Source organism: Raineyella sp. LH-20 (assembly GCF_033110965.1).
GTDB lineage: Bacteria > Actinomycetota > Actinomycetes > Propionibacteriales > Propionibacteriaceae > Raineyella.
Genome location: NZ_CP137003.1, coordinates 153,356 through 169,854, shown reverse-complemented (window position 1 = coordinate 169,854; position 16,499 = coordinate 153,356). Strand labels below are relative to the sequence as shown.

Below are 16,499 nucleotides of genomic sequence, written 5' to 3'. Positions count from 1 at the left end.
GACCTGCATTCAGGACAATCGGAGTGCCGCTATCTTTCGGATCAGGGGGGAGCGGCTGGTCGCTCCGGTAGCGGTTTCAGGAGTACGTGATGTCTGACAAGCCGATCCTTCTGTTCCTACATGGCGTGGGATCGGGCGACCAACAAGACGCCTGGCAGGACGCCCTCGTCGCGGCGCTGATCGATCTGGGATATCCCGGGTTGGATGGCGTGACGGTGGTCGCTCCGAAGTATGCGCATGCTCTGCGTGGGGTGGATGACAATGACCCGCTGCCCGAGCTGACCGTCAAGGCGCCCGCGGGGGAGCAGCGGCTGGACAAGGCGGCCGGGGAGACGCTCCGGATCCTGCACGATCGACGGATCCCGGGGTCGAGGGCCAACATCGACCACATCATCATCTGCCCGGCCGGCGTGTTCGTCGTCGACGCCAAGCGATATCAGGGAAAGCATCCGGAGCTGCGGGTCGAAGGCGGACTGCTGCGACCCCGGGTGGAGAAGCTGATGGTCGGTGGTCGCGACCGTACGACCCTCGTCGACGGCGTCCTGAAGCAGCAGGGGCTGGTCCGCGCTGCCGTTCCCGACGACGATGCACCTGTACGGGGCGTCATCTGTTTCGTGGATGGTGACTGGCCGCTGATCGGCGGCGCGTTCACCATCCGTGACGTCGACGTGGTGTGGCCGAAGAAACTCGCCGGCATGCTGGGCGCATCGGGACCCCTCGACCCGCCCCGGATCCAGAGCCTGCAGCGCCGGCTTGCCAACGCCTTTCCTCCGGCGTGAGCCGCCCTAAGGCGGGCAGCGTGAGGTGGTCCCGGGTCCCGGCGTCGGTGTGGTGGCGCGACGTTGCCCTCGCCGCCGTGTTCGCGGGCGTCGCCCTGGTCCCGGCGCTGGGTCCGCGGTCTTGTCCTCGGCGGGCTGCCGACCCGCAGTGACGACGCCTGGCGGGTGGTCCTGATCCTGGCGCAGACAATGCCGCTCGCCGTGCGCCGGCGCCGCCCCGCGGTGGTCCTCGCGGTGGTCGGGCAGCCTTCGCGCTCTCCCAGTGCCTGGCGTACGCGCCGTCGCCCGCCGGGCTCGGGGCGTTGTTCGTGCTCTACTCGGCCGGCGCGCACCAGCAATGCTGCGGCGCCTTTCGCCGGGCGAGCCCGGTAGGCCATGACGTACCGATGCCATCGGCGGCGTGATCCGTAGGTCAGCGCCGCCGATGGCTCCGGCTCAGCGACCCAGCTGCGGATCGCTGCTGCTGGGCTTGCCGTTCTCGATGTGCCCGGCGAACGTACGCGTCCACGAGCCGTCCACCGTGCGGAGCGTGACGTCGTACCAGCCCGACGACGCGCGCAGGTCGAGCGTGAGCGCGCCGTTCCCGTTGAGGCGCCGTTCGACGCCGCCGTACGCATCGGTCACGACGACCTGCTGGCCGGCGGCGCCGCTCAGCTTCAGCTGCAACTGGTGCGACGCACCGGCGGGAGCCACGTCGGCCAGCAGCGTGCTGTCGCCGTGTCCGGCATAGCGCCGGAAGAAGCCGTTGGGGCCGTGCAGCTGGATGTCGTAGTCGCCGGCCACCGGCCAGGACGCGTCGAGCGATGCACCGGCAGACACCGTGTAGCTGTGCGGCTGGCCGGCCGGGGTGACCAGACGGGCCTGGAGGTGGGCGCCGAGCCGTCCGGCGTTGTGGAGCGTGACGGCGATCGTGCCGGCGTGAGCCTTCTCGGTGACGGTCAGGTCGTAGCCGAGGGGACGGGCCGGACGGACGCCGGACTCCTGCTTCGGCATGGTGCCGGCGGAGGGCGCGGTGGGGGCGTAGCTGGGGTGGCGCAGCTTGTCCTTCGGCGCCATGCCGGACGTGGCGGGCAGGCTCGGCATCGCGCCCGTCGTGGTGAAGTCGAACGCGGAGGTCAGGTCGCCGGCCACGGCACGGCGCCACGGCGTGATCTGGCTCTTCGCAGTTGAGGGTGTAGGGGCTGCTTGAGGCTGGGCGGCGCGTCGGGGCCGGAGAGGGGTCGAGGCCTTCCGAAGATGGGAGTTCTCACACAGCCCATCCAGAAGACCTCGACGTGCCTGACGCTACCTTCACATGCCCCGACCTGACCACCTTCACTCGCCTGAACGACCTCGGCCTGGAAGTCACCGCCCAGCTCCTGAAGTCCGACCACACGGTTCTGGCCTGCCGGGTCGTCGAGCCCGACGACTGGTGTGGGCGGTGCGGCTGTCAGGGCGTGGCGCGCGATACGGTCCTGCGGCGGTTGGCGCACGAGCCGTTCGGGTGGCGCCCCACCACGCTGCTGGTCACCGTTCGGCGCTACCGCTGCACCGAGTGTGGCCACGTGTGGCGCCAGGACACCACCAAGGCGGCCCAGCCGCGGGCCAAGATCTCCCGTGCAGGACTGCGGTGGGCCCTGGTCGGGATCGTCTGCCAACACCTGTCCATGGCACGGGTCGCCGAAGGACTGAGGGTCTCGTGGAACACCGCGAATACCGCGGTCCTGGCCGAAGGACGCCGTGTCCTGATCGCCGATCCGGCCCGCCTCGACGGGGTGCGGGCGATCGGGGTCGATGAGCACGTGTGGCGCCACACCCGTCGCGGCGACAAGTACGTCACCGTGATCATCGACCTCACCCCGGTCCGCGACGGAACTGGTCCCGCTCGCCTGCTCGACATGGTCGAGGGCCGCTCCAAGCAGGCGTTCAAGGCCTGGCTCGCCGAACAGGACCAGGACTGGCGCGACCGGGTGGAGGTTGTCGCTATGGACGGCTTCAGCGGGTTCAAGACCGCCACCAGCGAGGAACTGCCCGACGCGATCGCCGTGATGGATCCCTTCCACGTGGTCCGCCTGGCCGCCGAGGCTCTCGATACCTGCCGGCGCCGGGTCCAGCAGGCCCTCCACGGTCACCGCGGCCGGGCCGGCGACCCGCTCTACTCGGCCCGACGGACCCTGCACACCGGCATCGACCTGCTCACCGACAAACAGAAGACACGCATCCAGGCCCTGTTCGCCGGCGATGAGCACGTCGAGGTCGAGGCCACCTGGGCCATCTACCAGCGGATGATCGCGGCCTACCGCGACCCCGACCCCGGCCAGGGCCGCACCCGTATGCAGGCCGTGATCGAGGCCATCAGCAGCGGCGTCCCCGGTTCGCTGATCGAGATCATCACCCTCGGCCGCACGATGAAGAAGCGCGCCGCCGACGTCCTGGCCTACTTCGAGCGCCCGGGCACCAGCAACGGCCCCACCGAGGCCATCAATGGTCGGCTGGAACACCTGCGAGGATCAGCCCTCGGCTTCCGCAACCTCACCAACTACATCGCCCGCTGCCTGCTCGAAGCCGGCGGATTCAGACCCCACCTACACCCCGGATTATGAAGAGCCCGTGATCTGCGGTTCCTGCACGCCGAACCGCGCCTCCATGAAACGGATGATCGAGGTGTGGTCGAACGTCTCGGAGCAGACGAACCCGCCGGTGCTCCACGGGGAGACGACGAACATCGGCACCCGGGGACCCATCCCGAAGCTGCCGGCCGGATAGTCGGCGTTGCCCGCCTTGCCCGGGTAGAACTCGTTCGCCGTCGAGACGGTCGAGGCGCCGGGGATGAGGGGCGTCGTGGCGTGCGGCGGAACGAGGTGGTCGAAGAAGCCGTCGTTCTCGTCGTACGTGATGAACAGGGCCGTCTTGCTCCAGACATCGGGATCGCTGGTGAGCGCGTCCAGCACCTTGGCGATGTACCAGGCGCCGAAGTCCGACGGCCAGTTCGAGTGCTCGCTGAAGGCTTCCGGCGCGGAAATCCAGCTGACGGCCGGGAGCTTGCCGGACGTCACGTCCGCGCGGAGGAGCTCGAAGTAGTCCTGGCCGTCGCGGGCCTTGGTGCCGCGGCGTGCCTTCTCGTAGAGCGGGTCGCCGGGCTGGGCGTTGCGGTAGTTGTTGAAGTAGAGCAGCGAGGTGTCGCCGTAGTTGCCGATGAAGGCGTCATCGGTCCAGCCCCAATAGCCGGCGGCGTCCAGGCCGGTGCCTTCGTCCTGGTAGACCTTCCACGAGACGCCGGCCTTCTCGAGCCGCTCCGGATAGGTCATCCAGTCATAGCCCAGCTCGTCGTTGTACAGGACCGGGCCGCCGGCCTTGCCGTCGTTGCCGGTCCAGCCCGTCCACATGTAGTAGCGGTTCGGATCGGTGTTGCCGATGAAGCCGCAGTGGTAGGCGTCGCAGACCGTGAACGCGTCGGCGAGGGAGTAATGGAAGGCGAGGTCCCGGCGCTGGTAGTACGCCATGGACAGGTCGCCCTTGGCCGGGATCCAGCGGTCGTAGTTGGCGTCGTGGAAGGCGTCCTGGCCGCCGCGCCAGGTGTGGTCCAGGCCGGTCAGGTAGGCGCCGCCCAGGGCGGGGTCGCCCGGGTGCCAGGGGAGCACCTCCCGGTGCCCGTCGGATTGGTGCCACACGGTCGACCCGCCGGGCAGGACGGCCGGGTGGGGATCCCCGAATCCGCGGACCCCGCGCAGGGACGCGAGATAGTGGTCGAACGACCGGTTCTCCTGCATCAGGACGACGATGTGCTCGACATCCTTGATGGTGCCGGTGCGGTGGGACGGGGCGATGGTGGCGGCGCGGGCGATGCTCTCCTGCAGTACGGAGGCGGCGACGCTCGCTCCCGCGATCTGGAGGAAGCGGCGACGATTGAGGTCGACCATGGGGCTCCTTCGGTGGAGGGATGTGCTCTGGCAAACTCCCGCTGTGGGGCGAACTCCGCGCAACGTCCACACGACATCGATTTGAACCTTGGAGGGGATCGGACTGAACGCCCTGGGGGCATGGCGGACGACTCGGCGGCGAACCGCAGGGACTCGGGCCGTCCAGATGTTCGACTCATCGTCGTCCAAACGTTAAATTCGTCCCCGTCCAAATGTGAAATGGCCGGATCGGCGGGGGTCGCGCCGGGCGTACGTATCCACTCCGGCGCCGGGAGGATCGTACGCATGACGATGCGGCCGCTGACCATCGCTGAACGCGGCCTCGGGGACCCCACGGTGTCCCTGACCTCCCTCCTCGCCGGCGAGGCGCCTCCGATCAGCGGGACCACGCTGGTCGGTCTCGCCGATTACACCGACGAGATCCTCCGTTCGGGTTTCCCCGGGATCCGGGACCTCCCCGAACGAGCGCGGAACCTGCAGTTGGACAGCTATGTCGACCGGATCCTGGAGCGGGAGCTGCCGGAGAACGGGGTGGTCGTCCGCCGTCCTGCCGCCCTGCGGGCATGGGTATCGGCGTATGCGGCGGCGACGGCCACCGATGCCGCGTACAGCACCATCCTCGATGCGGCGACTCCGGGCGAGGGTGACAAGCCGGTGCGACAGACGGCGGACACCTACCGGGAACACCTCACGCGGGTCTTCGTGCTGGACCCGGTCGAGGCGTGGATCCCTGCGTTCGCCCCGCTCAAGCGGCTGACGAAGGCGCCCAAACATCACCTGGTCGATCCGGCTCTGGCCGCACGGCTGGTGGGTGTGGGCAAGGCCGGTCTGCTGCGTGGCCAGGGGGGGCCGTTCGCCGCGGGGACCGGCACCTGGCTGGGGGCGCTGTTCGAATCCCTGGTCGCCCAGTCGGTCCGGGTGTACGCCCAGACGGCCGAGGCCAGAGTCGGGCACCTGCGGACCAAGAACACCGAGCACGAGATCGATCTGGTGGTGGAAGGTGCCGATCGATCCGTCGTGGCGATCGAGGTGAAGCTCTCCGACGCGGTCACCTCCGCCGACGTGGTGCACCTGAACTGGCTCGCGGAGCAACTGGGGGAGCGGCTGGTGGATCGCCTCGTGGTGTACACGGGTGGCCTGGCCTATCGCCGGGCCGATGGCGTCGGGGTCGTCCCCCTGGCATTGCTGGGTCCGTGACCCGACCAACATCCAGTGCTGGAGGTCGTCGGCCCTGGGCGGTTCAGGCGACCTGACTTCGTGAGAGGTAATGTTTGGATCTGCGGAAAAGTCTCGTTTGATGCAAGACCGCCACCGGACTGCAGCGGGCCACCACCGTCCTCAGCCTCGACGATCCCGTGACTCTGTCGGTGCTGCGCGCCGATCCGGTCCGGGCCTTGGGCGGGGCCGCGGCCGATCCTCGTCGACGAATGGCAGCGAGTCCCCGCGGTGTGGGATCACGTCCGGCGTGCCGTGGACGATGGCGCACCCGCGTCGACCTTCCTTCTGACGGGCAGTGCCACCCCGGCCCTGGGGACCACCACCCATTCCGGAGCCGGCCGGATCGTGTCACTGCGCATGCGGCCTATGACATTGCCCGAGCGCGGGCTGGGCGAGCCCACCGTGAGCCTGGCTTCCCTGCTCGAGGGAAACCACCCCGACATCGGGGGTGAGTGTTCCTTGACCCTGGCTGACTACGCGCACGAGATCGAGGCCTCCGGCTTTCCTGGGATCCGGCCACTGGCGCCGCGTGCGCGGCGGATCCAACTGGACTCCTATCTCACCCGAGCCCTGTCGCGTGACCTGACCGACGAGCAGGGTGTGACGGTGCGTCGACCCGACAGCCTGCGCGCCTGGATCACCGCGTACGCCTCCGCCACCTCGAGCACAGCCGCGTGGGAGAAGATCCGGACCGCCGCGAGCCCGGGCGACGCGGATCCGCCCAGCAAGGCGACCACCATCCGCTACCGGGACTGGCTGACCGCACTGTGGCTGCTGGACCCGGTGCCCGCCTGGCTGCCCTACGGCACCGCTCTGAAGGGCCTCACGAAAGGTCCCAAACACCACCTTGCAGACCCCGCACTGGCCGCTCGCCTCATGAAGGTCGGCGCGTCGGCCCTGATCGACGGCGAAGGAAGAGTCCTGGCCGGTGGGCCCGCCTCCGCATTGGGGGCACTCTTCGAGAGTCTCGCCACCCTGACCGTGCGCGTCTGCGCGCAAACCGCCGATGCCGCCACCAGCCACCTCCGCACCGAAAGAGGTGACCACGAGGTCGACCTGATCGTCGAACGCCACGACGGCCACGTCATCGGAATCGAGGTCAAACTCGCCGCCAGCATCGACGACAAGGACGTCCGCCACCTCCAATGGCTCCGGGAACACCACGGAGCCCGAGTCAAAGACCTCATGGTCCTCAGCACAGGAGCCCACGCCTACCGACGACCCGACGGGATCGCCGTGGTTCCCCTCGGCCTCCTCGGCCCCTGACACCCCGGGCGCCGCCGCAGTCGCTGGGTGTGGATCGGCGGCCAGTCGCCGGTCACCGCTGCCCACGTCGGTGTCCACCCGGCCGCCGTGGAGAGCGATATCGCCGATCTGGTCGGCTTCATCCGGCGCGACGACATCCAGCCCTTGGTTCAAGCAGCGATCGCGCATGCCCAGTTCGAGACGGTCCACCCGTTCACCGACGGCAACGGCCGGACCGGTCGCGCCCTGGTGAGCGCGATTCTGCGGCGAAGGGCGGTGACGAAGCACATGTCGGTGCCGATCTCCTCCGGTCTGCTGGTCGACACTGAGGAGTACTTCGCCGCCCTGACCGCCTATCGACAGGGCGATCTCGCACCGATCGTCGAACGCTTCGCCCATGCGGCCCGACGGGCCGTCGACAATGCGGTCGTCCTGCGTGAGTACGTGCAGGCCGTCCGGAATGCGGTGATCGTCACCGCGCAACGCCGTACGGCCAACCTGCTCACGATCGCCGAGCTGTGCGCCAGCGAACCGGCGTTCACCGCGCAGATGGTCACCGATCGGGGGGTCTCGGCCTCCAGTGCCTATCGAATCCTCGATCGACTGGTCGAGGCCGGAATCATCCGTCCGGAGAAGCCGATCCGTGGATCGACGGTGTGGACCGTGCCGGGGCTGACCGAGGCGCTGGACCGGTTCGCTGCCCGAGCCGGACGGCGTACGCTCCACGGCCGCTGAGGGGTCGGGGCAAACCGGAGAGACTGCCGCGGTCAGGGCAGCCCAGCTCGGTCGAACTCCTGCTGCAGGCGTGGCCGGCGACGGTGGGTGGTGCGGAGTTCGGCGATGAGCTGGTCCACCTCGGCCACCTGGTCGGCCTTTCGTGCGAGGGAGCGCATCCTCGCGAGTCGTCGAGCCGCGGCGCGGTAGCGCTTGGCGTCCGCGATCTCGAGGTCCGCCACGACCCGCACGGTGTGCACCGTGAGGGCCGCGAGCGGATCGATCTTCTCGTACGCAGTGGCGAGCTCGTCCCACAGAGAGGGGTCGTCCAGGTCGAGGGAGTGCCCCAGTGCCCAGGCCAGCCCAGGGTCTTCGAGCGTATGCAGGGCGAATGCGACGGCCTCGCGGGGCCGCTTATCCAGTCCGGCCATGATCGCCTCGCGATGGTCGGGCCAGGCATCGCCGGCCGCCCGGTGTACAGTGGCCGCGTGGCCGGCCGTCGGCCAGCGGCGGAACACCTCCAGCCGAGCGGGCAGCTCGTCCTGCGGACGGTGCTCGGCCAGCAGCGTGCACCAGTACGCGGCGGCGTCGACCGACTGGTGGCCCGGACCGAATTCCGCGGCCTGTCGGGCCCAGTCGATGGCCAGGTCGAACTCACCGATCTCCGCGAGGGCTTCGGCAGTGTCCTTGAACCAGGCGGCGACCTTGCGGTCACGGGCGTGGGTGGCGATGATCGCCGGTACGTCGCGGTCCCAGACCGCGAGCCGTTGCGCATTCCAGCCCAGCGTGAACCGGATGCGATGCTCGTTAGCTCGACGCTCCCAGCGCTCCGGGTCGGTGGTCAGCTCGCTCCGGAGTGCGGCCTCCTGCTCGTCGGTCAGTTCCGGCCCCAGCGTGTCGGCGATCTCAGCCAGCTTGGCTCGGTAGCGCGCCAGCCCCTTCTCGCCGAGTGCCGGAGCGTACGCGACCGGGTCGATGGTGAAGTAGTCGACCTCCTGGACGAACTGGAAGTTGATCATCCAGTCCACGACCTTGGCTGATGGAGGTTGCGCGGCCCTGACCAGGTCGGCGTGCAGGTCGAGCAGGTCCTGGATGGCGTCGCCGATGATGCCGCTGGAGTCATCGGCTCGCCAGATCACCCGCAGCGCACTGGCGATCGCCCGCTGGGTCACCCCGAGCACCTGGTCGGCGGGTTCGTCCTGGGCGGCCTGTCGGAGCACGGCCACGGCCTCGTGCAGCTGGCTGCCGTACGCGTTGGAGGCGCTCCAGCGGTGCAGGTCCGCGCGCGTACGCACCATCGGCAGCACGGCATCCGCGAGATCGGACAAGGCAGCCTCCGAGGGGAAGGGGATACGGAAGGCCATCGGAGAAGAAGCGGTGACGACCCGTCGCCATCAATCCTCCTGGATCCGCCACAGTTGGCCGTTGGCCGCCTCTGCGAAGCGCGGAACGCCGCAGCGTGCGAGTTGGCGCAGCAGCTCGTGGATCGTGATCGACGGACGACGTGTGGCTACCGACTGGTCATGGAGGACGCGCATCGTGCGGTCAGGATCCAGGTCGAGCTGATTCAACAGGAATTCGTCGGGGTGCTGGATCTCGATGTCGAAGCCACTGAGGATTGATGGCGGGAAATCTGTCAGGTTGGCAGTGACGATGATGTCTGCACGCCCACGCTGGGCTGCAGCCACCACGTGTCGGTCGTCTGCATCGGGTAGTTCGATACCCGCAAGCAGTGGCTCCCATCCCGTGACGCACGCATCCTCGAACGCCGTGCGCATAACGTCGGAGCGGCGCCGGGCTCGTCCGTCGCCCAGGTCCGGGTGAATCTCCTCCACGGCAGCCACCATCTCGTCGAGAATCGCGTCGCTCCAGAGAGGACGATAGAGGCCCGCCTCGGCCAAGCGCAGCAATGTGTCTGCCAGGGCGATGGGGACCAGGACGCATGCGTCGAGGAGTGCGCTGAACCGGGTCAATCTTCGCTCCTCGAGCGGCGCTTCCGAACGGCCTTCAGCGCTGCGATGTAGTCGACATCCGTGTCGTACAGCCCCCCTTCGGCCGCCTCGCGAGTGAGGTCGTCGAGCGCCTGGCGCCGTGTGGTGCGCCGACGATCCTGGTAGGCGATGAGGTCCTGGAGCCGTATGCGACGATGGCGACCTGCCCCGGGTTGCTCGAAGTCGATCTCGCCGGATTCCAGAAGTTTCACGAGCGTAGGCCGACTGATGCCGAGGAAGTCGGCCGCCTCCTGGGTGGTCAGGACCTGGTCGACGGGGGCGATCGTGATGGCCTTGCCCTCGCGCATAGCCGCGGCAACCGCCTCGAGAACACGGAAGACCTCCAAGGGGAGCGGGACCATCTGTCCGTCCGGCCCCAGAAGGGCCGCCGGCTCCGGGTGGCGGTCGAGAAACCGGGAGAGATCCAGCATGGCCTCAAGGTCCTGAGGTGGCAGCACTGTCTGATCGAATGTCTGTGTGCCCATGGCCCAACGGTACCGAAGATTCGAAAAATTCGAAAGGATGGATTCCTGTCATGCTCCAGCGGCGTCACTTGCGTTAGCGGTGATCGACCCGCCGAGGCCGGCCATGCCAATGCCAGCGCAGGGCGGGCCCGTACGTGTGGCGAGCGCCGCGGCGGCGATCAGGGCCGCCGTCCTCGGCGGTGAGTCCATTCGCGTCGGAACCTGGAATCTCGACGCCCGGCACCAGCCGACTCATGTCGACCTGCTGCTCGGGATGGACTGCGACGTGCTGCTGCTTACCGAAGTGTCACCGCGGCTGGAGCTTCCGGGGTACGCAAAGGTCCTCACGGCGGGCGTGATGGCTCGCGGACAGCACTGGGCAGGAGTGTTCTCGCGGCGGCCACTGGAGCCGCTGGCCGAGCCACATCCAGCAAGCGCGGCTGCTCGTGTTGATGGCAGGACCTTCTGCTCGTCAATCCTGCCGTGGACCGGATGCGGGCCGGACGAGCCCTGGGGGACCGGGAAGCACGCTGAGAAGACCGAACGCTGCCTGGCTCAGCTGCGGGGGAGCCTGCGCCCCGACGGGGTCTGGGGCGGGGACTGGAACCATTCACTGCTGGGCCGGGAGACGGCCGGCAGCTTGGCGGGTCGGGCAGCTGTCCAGGGAACGCTCGATGAGCTCGGCCTTCAGGCGCCGACGGCAGATCTGCCCCACGCTGTGGGAGACCTCCGGAGCATCGACCACGTCGCGGTACCCGACCTGTGGCATGTCGTATCGGCAGAACGGGTCAGCGCAGTCGTCGGAGATCGGCGATTGTCGGACCACGAGGCGTACGTCGTGGAAGCCGCGTTGGAGTCGCCGAGGTCGGGGTTGGGGACCCTGAAGAGAGCGCGACCCTGCTGATGCGGCAACCGTGAGGAGATGTGGATGACGATCGCTTGCGCGGGACGAACGCGCCTTCGACCAGCCCTTCGCAAGAGTCGCTATCCACCACGCGACTAGGGTCAGATCATGACAGTTGCACAAGCTGGAAAGTTCAATCTGGCCGGCGAGCTGGCGGTCACGCGGCTCGGCTTCGGCGCGATGCGCATCACCGGCCCGGGCATCTGGGGGCCGCCGGCCGACCACGACGAGGCGATCGCCGTGCTGCGGCGCGCGGTCGAGTTGGGCGTGGACTTCATCGACACCGCCGACGCGTACGGTCCGTACGTCTCGGAGGATCTGATCTTCGAGGCGCTGCATGACGGCACCGGGTACGGCGACACCATCATCGCCACCAAGGGCGCGCACACCCGCCAGGGACCCGGCCAGTGGGTCCAGGTCGGGCGCCCGGAGTACCTGCGCCAGTGCGTGCAGATGTCGCTGCGCCGCCTGGGCCTGGAGCAGATCCCTCTGTGGCAGCTGCACCGCATTGACCCCAAGGTGCCGCGCGAGGAGCAGTTCGGGGCGATGAAGGAGTTCGTCGACGAGGGCCTCGTACGCCTCGTCGGGCTCTCCCAGGTGAACGTCGAGGAGATCCAGGCCGCCCAGGCTGCCGGCCTCACCATCGCGTCGGTGCAGAACCGCTACAACCTCGCCGACCACTCCAGCGAGGACGTGCTGGACTTCTGCACGGCCGAGGGCATCGGATTCATCCCGTGGGCGCCGATGGACGCCGGCAAGCTCGCCCGGCCGGGCAGCGTGATGGATGACATCGTCCGGGCCCACGACGGGGCCACCCCGTCGCAGGTGGCGCTGGCCTGGCTGCTGCGCCGTTCGCCGGTGATGCTGCCGATCCCCGGCACCGGCAAGGTGGCCCACCTCGAGGCCAACTGCGCGGCGGCCGATCTGGAGCTGACCGACGACGAGGCGCAGGCGCTCGCTGCGGCCTGATCCCCGGGGACGTACGGAGTTCGCCGGCCGACCGCAGCATCCATGCGGCGGGCCGGCGAACGCGGGAGGAGAGTGCCATGGGCAGGGTGATCTACTCGATGAGCGTCTCGGCCGACGGCTTCATCAAGGATCGCGACGGCGGTATCGGCTGGTCGGTGCCGACCGAAGACAGGTTCCGGGCCCATCTCGACGAGGTCCTGGGGCTCGGCGTCCACCTCTGCGGGCGCAAGCTCTACGAGACCATGCTGCCGTGGGAGACCGACCCCTCGCTGCGGAACGACGAGCTGGGGGTGGCGTTCGCCGATGGATGGAGCGCGCTGCCGAAGGTCGTCTTCACTCGTACGCTCCACGCCGTCCAGGGCAACGCCCGGCTGGCCGAGGGGTCGGTGGCCGAGGAGGTCGCCGCGGCACTCGCCGCGACGGACAAGAACGTCGCCATCGGCGGCGCCGGTCTGGCCGCGGCGGCGATCGGGCTCGGGCTGGTCGACGAGTTCCAGGTGTTCCGGTGTCCGGTGGTGATCGGCGGCGGCACCCCATATTTTCCGCCCGTTGCCGATCTGATCCCGCTGGAGCTGCTCGAGACAAGGACGTACGGGGCGGGCGTGGTCTACGAGCGCTACCGGCGCGCCTGAAGCGTCGGCTGACCGCCTAGCATCCGACTGTGGCCCCGATCGCCGACCTCCACGACACGTTGCAGGACCTGTCCGAACTCCTGCGACGCCGGCTGGTGCTCACTGATGAGCAGCTCCGTGTGGTCGGCTACTCGATCCATGAGACCGACGCCGACCGGGCGCGGCTGTCCACGGTGCTCGCCCACAGCGACTCCTGGCCGGTGCCGTCGCTCGAGGTCGACGAGGAGGTCCGTACGCTTCCCGGCCACGGACCGCTGCGGCTGATCGCGCTGAGCGACAACCGGCAGCGGGTGGGCTTCCTCCTGGTTCCGTGTGCCCCGGACGAGACCGTTCTCCCCGCCGAGGCCCGCGAGATCCTCGCCCAGCACCTGCCCACGCTGGGGATCCTCCTCTCGTTGCGCTCGCTCTATGCCGAGCGGGACCGCCATCGGACCTCCGATCTGCTCGGCGGGCTGCTGGGCGAGGACGAGACAGGGCGCCGTACGGCCGCCGACGCGCTGCTCCGCGAGGGGCTGCTCGGGGCATCGCGGCAGTACTCGGCCGTCGCGCTCGGCTGCGATCCGGGTCGGCGCGGTGAGGTGACCGACCCCGACGCGGTGGTCGAACTCGCCGTCGAGGCCACCCTGAGCTTCGTCTCCCGCACCAGCACCGCGTCGGTGATCGGCACGCTGCTCCCCGACGGCACCGGCGTGCTGGCGTTCCCGCGCCCGGTGGTCGCCGGGCGGCTCGAACGGGTGCTGGACCGCCCGGACCTTGCGGTGGTCCGCGCCGGGATCGGCCCGACCGTGGGTGACCTCGCCGGACTGGGGGAGTCGTTCCGGCGCGCCCGGGACGCCTTCCGGGTCAGCTGCGTGACCCGCACATCCTCCCGCGTCGCGGCCTGGGAGACCCTCGGGATCGACCGGGTGCTCGTCCGCCTCCCCCTGGCTGATCTGACCTCGAGCGATCTGCCGGCGCCGGTCCGCCGCCTCCTCGCCGCGGATCTCGGCGAGGAACTGCTCACCACCCTCGACGTCTACCTGGATCGCGGCGGCGACGCAGCGGCCGCCGCGCAGCAGCTGCACGTCCACCGCTCCACGCTGTATTACCGGCTCGGCCGGATCCGTGACCTCGCCGACGTCGACCTCGGTGACTCCACCCTCCGCCGGGAACTCGGCACCGGTCTGCGGATCGCCCAACTCGCCGGCCTGATCTGAGCCGTCGGAGGCGTACGGCGCCGCCCTGATCCCCAGCAACCGTACGGCGATTGAACATATGTCGAAGGGCTGCCCGTACAGTCTGCGTTCTTGTCTCGTGACCGAACGCCTTCCGCTTCTTAGTGTGGTGCAGCACACACTCAACGAGGAGGAAACGCATGAAGAAGCTGCGGATCGCCGTCGTCGGCGCCGGCATCGGGGGCCTGTCGCTGGCCCTGGCGCTGCGGGAGAAGGGCATGGAGGTCGACCTCTATGAACAGGCGTCGGAACTGCGCGAGGTCGGTGCCGCCGTGGCGCTGTCCGCCGCGTCCACTCGGTTCTACATCGATCGCCTCGGCCTGGAGCCCCAGCTGGCCGAGCGCTGGTACGAGATCCAGGCGCTGATCCACCGCGACGGCCGCGACGGGCGCATCGTCAGCGAACACCGCTGGGACTACCGGGCCCGCTACGGCGCCCCGTACGTCGGCATCCACCGCGCCGACTTCCAGGTCGTCCTCTCCGGCGCGGTCGGGATGGCCCCGATCCACCTGAAGAAGAAGCTGACCAGCATCGACGACTCCGGGAGCGAGGCCGTCCTGCACTTCGCCGACGGCAGCACCGCGGCCGCCGACCTGGTGATCGGCGCCGACGGTGCCCGTTCGACCGTACGACGCCTCCTCCTCGGCTACGACGATGCGCTCTACTCCGGGGCCAGCGCCTTCCGCGGCATCGTCCCGAGCGACCAGATGCCGTCGATGCCCGACAAGGACGCCATCCAGTTCTGGATGGGCCCGGGCCAGCACTGCCTGCACTACCCGATCAACGCCGAGGGCGCCCACAACTTCTTCCTGGTCGAGCGCAACCCCACCCCGTGGCCGCACCAGGGCTGGATCGCCCCGACCGATGACGAGGAGAAGCTCGCCCGCTTCCACGACTGGCACCCGGCGATCGTCGAGATGGTCTCCGCGGTCTCCTGCACCGAGCGGTGGGCGCTGTTCTACCGGCCGCCGCTGAGCCACTGGTCGAAGGGCCGCGTCACCCTGCTCGGTGACGCCGCGCACGCGATGGTGCCGCACCACGGCCAGGGCGCCAACACCTCCATCGAGGACGCCATCGTGCTCGCCGACCAGCTCGCGACGTACGACGACCTCGGCGAGGCCCAGGCGGAATACGAGCGGCTGCGCCGCGGCCGGACCCGGAAGATCCAGCACGCCTCGGTGACCCACGCCGACGTGTTGCACCTGCCCGACGGCGAACGCGCCGACGAGCGCAACGCGCGGCTCGCCGCTCCGGGGGCGTTCGACCGGCACCTGGACTGGATCCACGGCTTCCGGCCCGGCGAGCAGGAGCCGTCCGAGGTGCAGGGCGGCACCTGGCTCTGAGCAGCCGGCCGCCGGTGGTCTGATCCTGAGCGTACGAGGGTCGTCGACGGTGTCGGCGCCCTCGTACGCTTCGTGCGTCCACGTTATCTGGGGAGGGAGGCCCCGAGCGCCGGCGAATGCAACTCGGTGAGCGCCGGATCGGTGTTGAGATGTCAAACAGGACGCCGTTGAGATGTTAGACAGGGCCCCTGACGAGCGTTCAGCTGGGTGCTGTCGCCTCGGACGACAGGTGCCCTGACAGCTGTCGAGATCCTGCGGCCGTACGTCACGGTGTGCGGTGGGGATCACATCCGGTGAGCGCCTACCATGCCTGTGGCGCTGCTCGCCGACCTCCGCGCTTCCGGGCACCGGATCGGGTGAGCGACGCCGCGTCAGGTGGCCGACCGGCGTCCGGCGGCCGAATCAGGGAGGTGAGACATGGCAGCTGTCGATATCGACGAGGCGTCGGGGGAGTGGCGGGTCCTCGGTGAATGGCGTCCGGAAGACGACCTGCCGATCCTGATCCTCCGTCCGGACGACCTCGACCGGCTGACCATCGGGGATCTCGCCGATGGTCTCGCCGACGTCTTCGAAGACTGGCGCGGCCACAGCATCAAGGCGCACGTCTCCCGTCCCGGCGTCGTGGAGCACGGCGTCGACGCACCGCTGGAGGACATCTCCTTCGTCTGGGGAGTGCTCGAACCCAACCGGCGTACGGGTGGTGGGCGGATGTCCGAGGAGATGATGGCGGACGCTTCGCTGGGGCTGGTGATCGAGCCCCCGCGCAAGCGGGCGCCCGGCGTGGCCGCCATCAGCGAGGACGCCTATTGGACAGCCCTGATCGCCTCGGTCCGCCGCTTCGTGGAACGCATCGACTGCCGGGTGATCGTTTCCTCGCAACGGCGGTTCGATCGGTCTCCCGGGGCCCTCGAACTGGTCGTCTTCCCCAAGGTCAAGGGCGCGTGGACCGACGGGCGTCGACGGGAACCGCTGGGCTCACTCTTCGCCATCGGCTCCGAGATCTTGCCGCTGTGTGCGGGGTTGGGGCGGGACACGGCCTCGGCCTGACGCGCGGCGAAGGGCGAGTGCAACGATATACCCCGGAATGTCAGAGGCATCGTGTCCAATAACCTGTGACGGGACGTGCC

16 protein-coding genes are annotated in these 16,499 nt (G+C 69.1%); 10 read left to right on the top strand and 6 right to left on the bottom strand.

Annotated elements, in window-relative coordinates; translation table 11 throughout:
• Nucleotides 1-89: 89 nt before the first annotated feature.
• Complete coding sequence (locus tag R0146_RS00715) at nucleotides 90-779, top strand: nuclease-related domain-containing protein (RefSeq protein WP_317690956.1); 690 nt, start codon at nucleotides 90-92, stop codon at nucleotides 777-779.
• Nucleotides 780-1,214: 435 nt separating this feature from the next.
• Here the strand turns inward: R0146_RS00715 and R0146_RS00710 are convergent, their stop codons facing one another.
• The gene (locus tag R0146_RS00710) at nucleotides 1,215-1,910 is read right to left on the bottom strand and encodes a phospholipase domain-containing protein (protein WP_317690955.1); all 696 of its coding nucleotides are present in this window, start codon (nucleotides 1,908-1,910) and stop codon (nucleotides 1,215-1,217) included.
• A 143-nt stretch (nucleotides 1,911-2,053) separates the two neighbouring features.
• On the opposite strand from R0146_RS00710, the gene R0146_RS00705 reads away from it, so the two are divergent.
• Nucleotides 2,054-3,361: an ISL3 family transposase gene (locus R0146_RS00705; protein ID WP_317689725.1), complete on the top strand. Its 1,308-nt coding sequence runs from the start codon at nucleotides 2,054-2,056 to the stop codon at nucleotides 3,359-3,361.
• Here R0146_RS00705 and R0146_RS00700 read toward each other — a convergent pair.
• Nucleotides 3,356-4,678: an alkaline phosphatase family protein gene (locus tag R0146_RS00700; protein ID WP_317690954.1), complete on the bottom strand. Its 1,323-nt coding sequence runs from the start codon at nucleotides 4,676-4,678 to the stop codon at nucleotides 3,356-3,358. The two genes, R0146_RS00705 and R0146_RS00700, sit on opposite strands and share 6 nt — an antisense overlap.
• A 285-nt stretch (nucleotides 4,679-4,963) precedes the next feature.
• On the opposite strand from R0146_RS00700, the gene R0146_RS00695 reads away from it, so the two are divergent.
• From R0146_RS00695 to R0146_RS00685, 3 genes are all read left to right on the top strand, one after another.
• Complete coding sequence (locus R0146_RS00695; protein ID WP_317690953.1) at nucleotides 4,964-5,875, top strand: ATP-binding protein; 912 nt, start codon at nucleotides 4,964-4,966, stop codon at nucleotides 5,873-5,875.
• A 183-nt stretch (nucleotides 5,876-6,058) separates the two neighbouring features.
• A complete protein-coding gene (locus R0146_RS00690; RefSeq protein WP_317692312.1) occupies nucleotides 6,059-7,162 on the top strand; it encodes an ATP-binding protein in 1,104 nt (367 codons plus the stop codon).
• Between the two features lie 27 nt (nucleotides 7,163-7,189).
• Nucleotides 7,190-7,876 carry a Fic family protein gene (locus tag R0146_RS00685; RefSeq protein WP_317690952.1) on the top strand — a complete coding sequence of 229 codons (687 nt, stop codon included), beginning with the start codon at nucleotides 7,190-7,192 and terminating at the stop codon, nucleotides 7,874-7,876.
• A gap of 32 nt (nucleotides 7,877-7,908) precedes the next feature.
• Here R0146_RS00685 and R0146_RS00680 read toward each other — a convergent pair whose 3' ends face one another.
• The 4 genes from R0146_RS00680 to R0146_RS00665 form a co-directional block, all read right to left on the bottom strand.
• Nucleotides 7,909-9,183 (bottom strand): DUF6880 family protein, encoded by a 1,275-nt coding sequence (locus tag R0146_RS00680; RefSeq protein ID WP_317690951.1) that lies wholly within the window; start codon nucleotides 9,181-9,183, stop codon nucleotides 7,909-7,911.
• 66 nt (nucleotides 9,184-9,249) lie between these two features.
• Nucleotides 9,250-9,828, bottom strand: a complete 579-nt coding sequence (locus tag R0146_RS00675) for a PIN domain-containing protein (protein WP_317690950.1) — start codon at nucleotides 9,826-9,828, stop codon at nucleotides 9,250-9,252.
• Complete coding sequence (locus tag R0146_RS00670) at nucleotides 9,825-10,331, bottom strand: excisionase family DNA-binding protein (RefSeq protein WP_317690949.1); 507 nt, start codon at nucleotides 10,329-10,331, stop codon at nucleotides 9,825-9,827. Before R0146_RS00670 ends, R0146_RS00675 begins: the two co-directional genes overlap by 4 nt.
• Before the next feature lie 589 nt (nucleotides 10,332-10,920).
• Nucleotides 10,921-11,079 (bottom strand): hypothetical protein, encoded by a 159-nt coding sequence (locus tag R0146_RS00665; RefSeq protein ID WP_317690948.1) that lies wholly within the window; start codon nucleotides 11,077-11,079, stop codon nucleotides 10,921-10,923.
• Between the two features lie 243 nt (nucleotides 11,080-11,322).
• Between R0146_RS00665 and R0146_RS00660 the strand changes: the two genes are divergently transcribed.
• From R0146_RS00660 to R0146_RS00640, 5 genes are all read left to right on the top strand, one after another.
• Entirely contained in the window at nucleotides 11,323-12,183 is an 861-nt protein-coding gene (locus R0146_RS00660) for an aldo/keto reductase (RefSeq protein ID WP_317690947.1), read from the top strand.
• A gap of 77 nt (nucleotides 12,184-12,260) precedes the next feature.
• Nucleotides 12,261-12,815: a dihydrofolate reductase family protein gene (locus R0146_RS00655; RefSeq protein ID WP_317690946.1), complete on the top strand. Its 555-nt coding sequence runs from the start codon at nucleotides 12,261-12,263 to the stop codon at nucleotides 12,813-12,815.
• 29 nt (nucleotides 12,816-12,844) lie between these two features.
• Nucleotides 12,845-14,011, top strand: coding sequence for a PucR family transcriptional regulator (locus tag R0146_RS00650; RefSeq protein ID WP_317690945.1), 1,167 nt, complete (start codon nucleotides 12,845-12,847; stop codon nucleotides 14,009-14,011).
• A 158-nt stretch (nucleotides 14,012-14,169) separates the two neighbouring features.
• Entirely contained in the window at nucleotides 14,170-15,372 is a 1,203-nt protein-coding gene (locus R0146_RS00645) for an FAD-dependent monooxygenase (RefSeq protein WP_317690944.1), read from the top strand.
• Between the two features lie 417 nt (nucleotides 15,373-15,789).
• On the top strand, nucleotides 15,790-16,419 hold the full coding sequence (locus R0146_RS00640) for a hypothetical protein (protein WP_317690943.1): 630 nt from the start codon (nucleotides 15,790-15,792) through the stop codon (nucleotides 16,417-16,419).
• The last annotated feature ends 80 nt before the right edge of the window (nucleotides 16,420-16,499 follow it).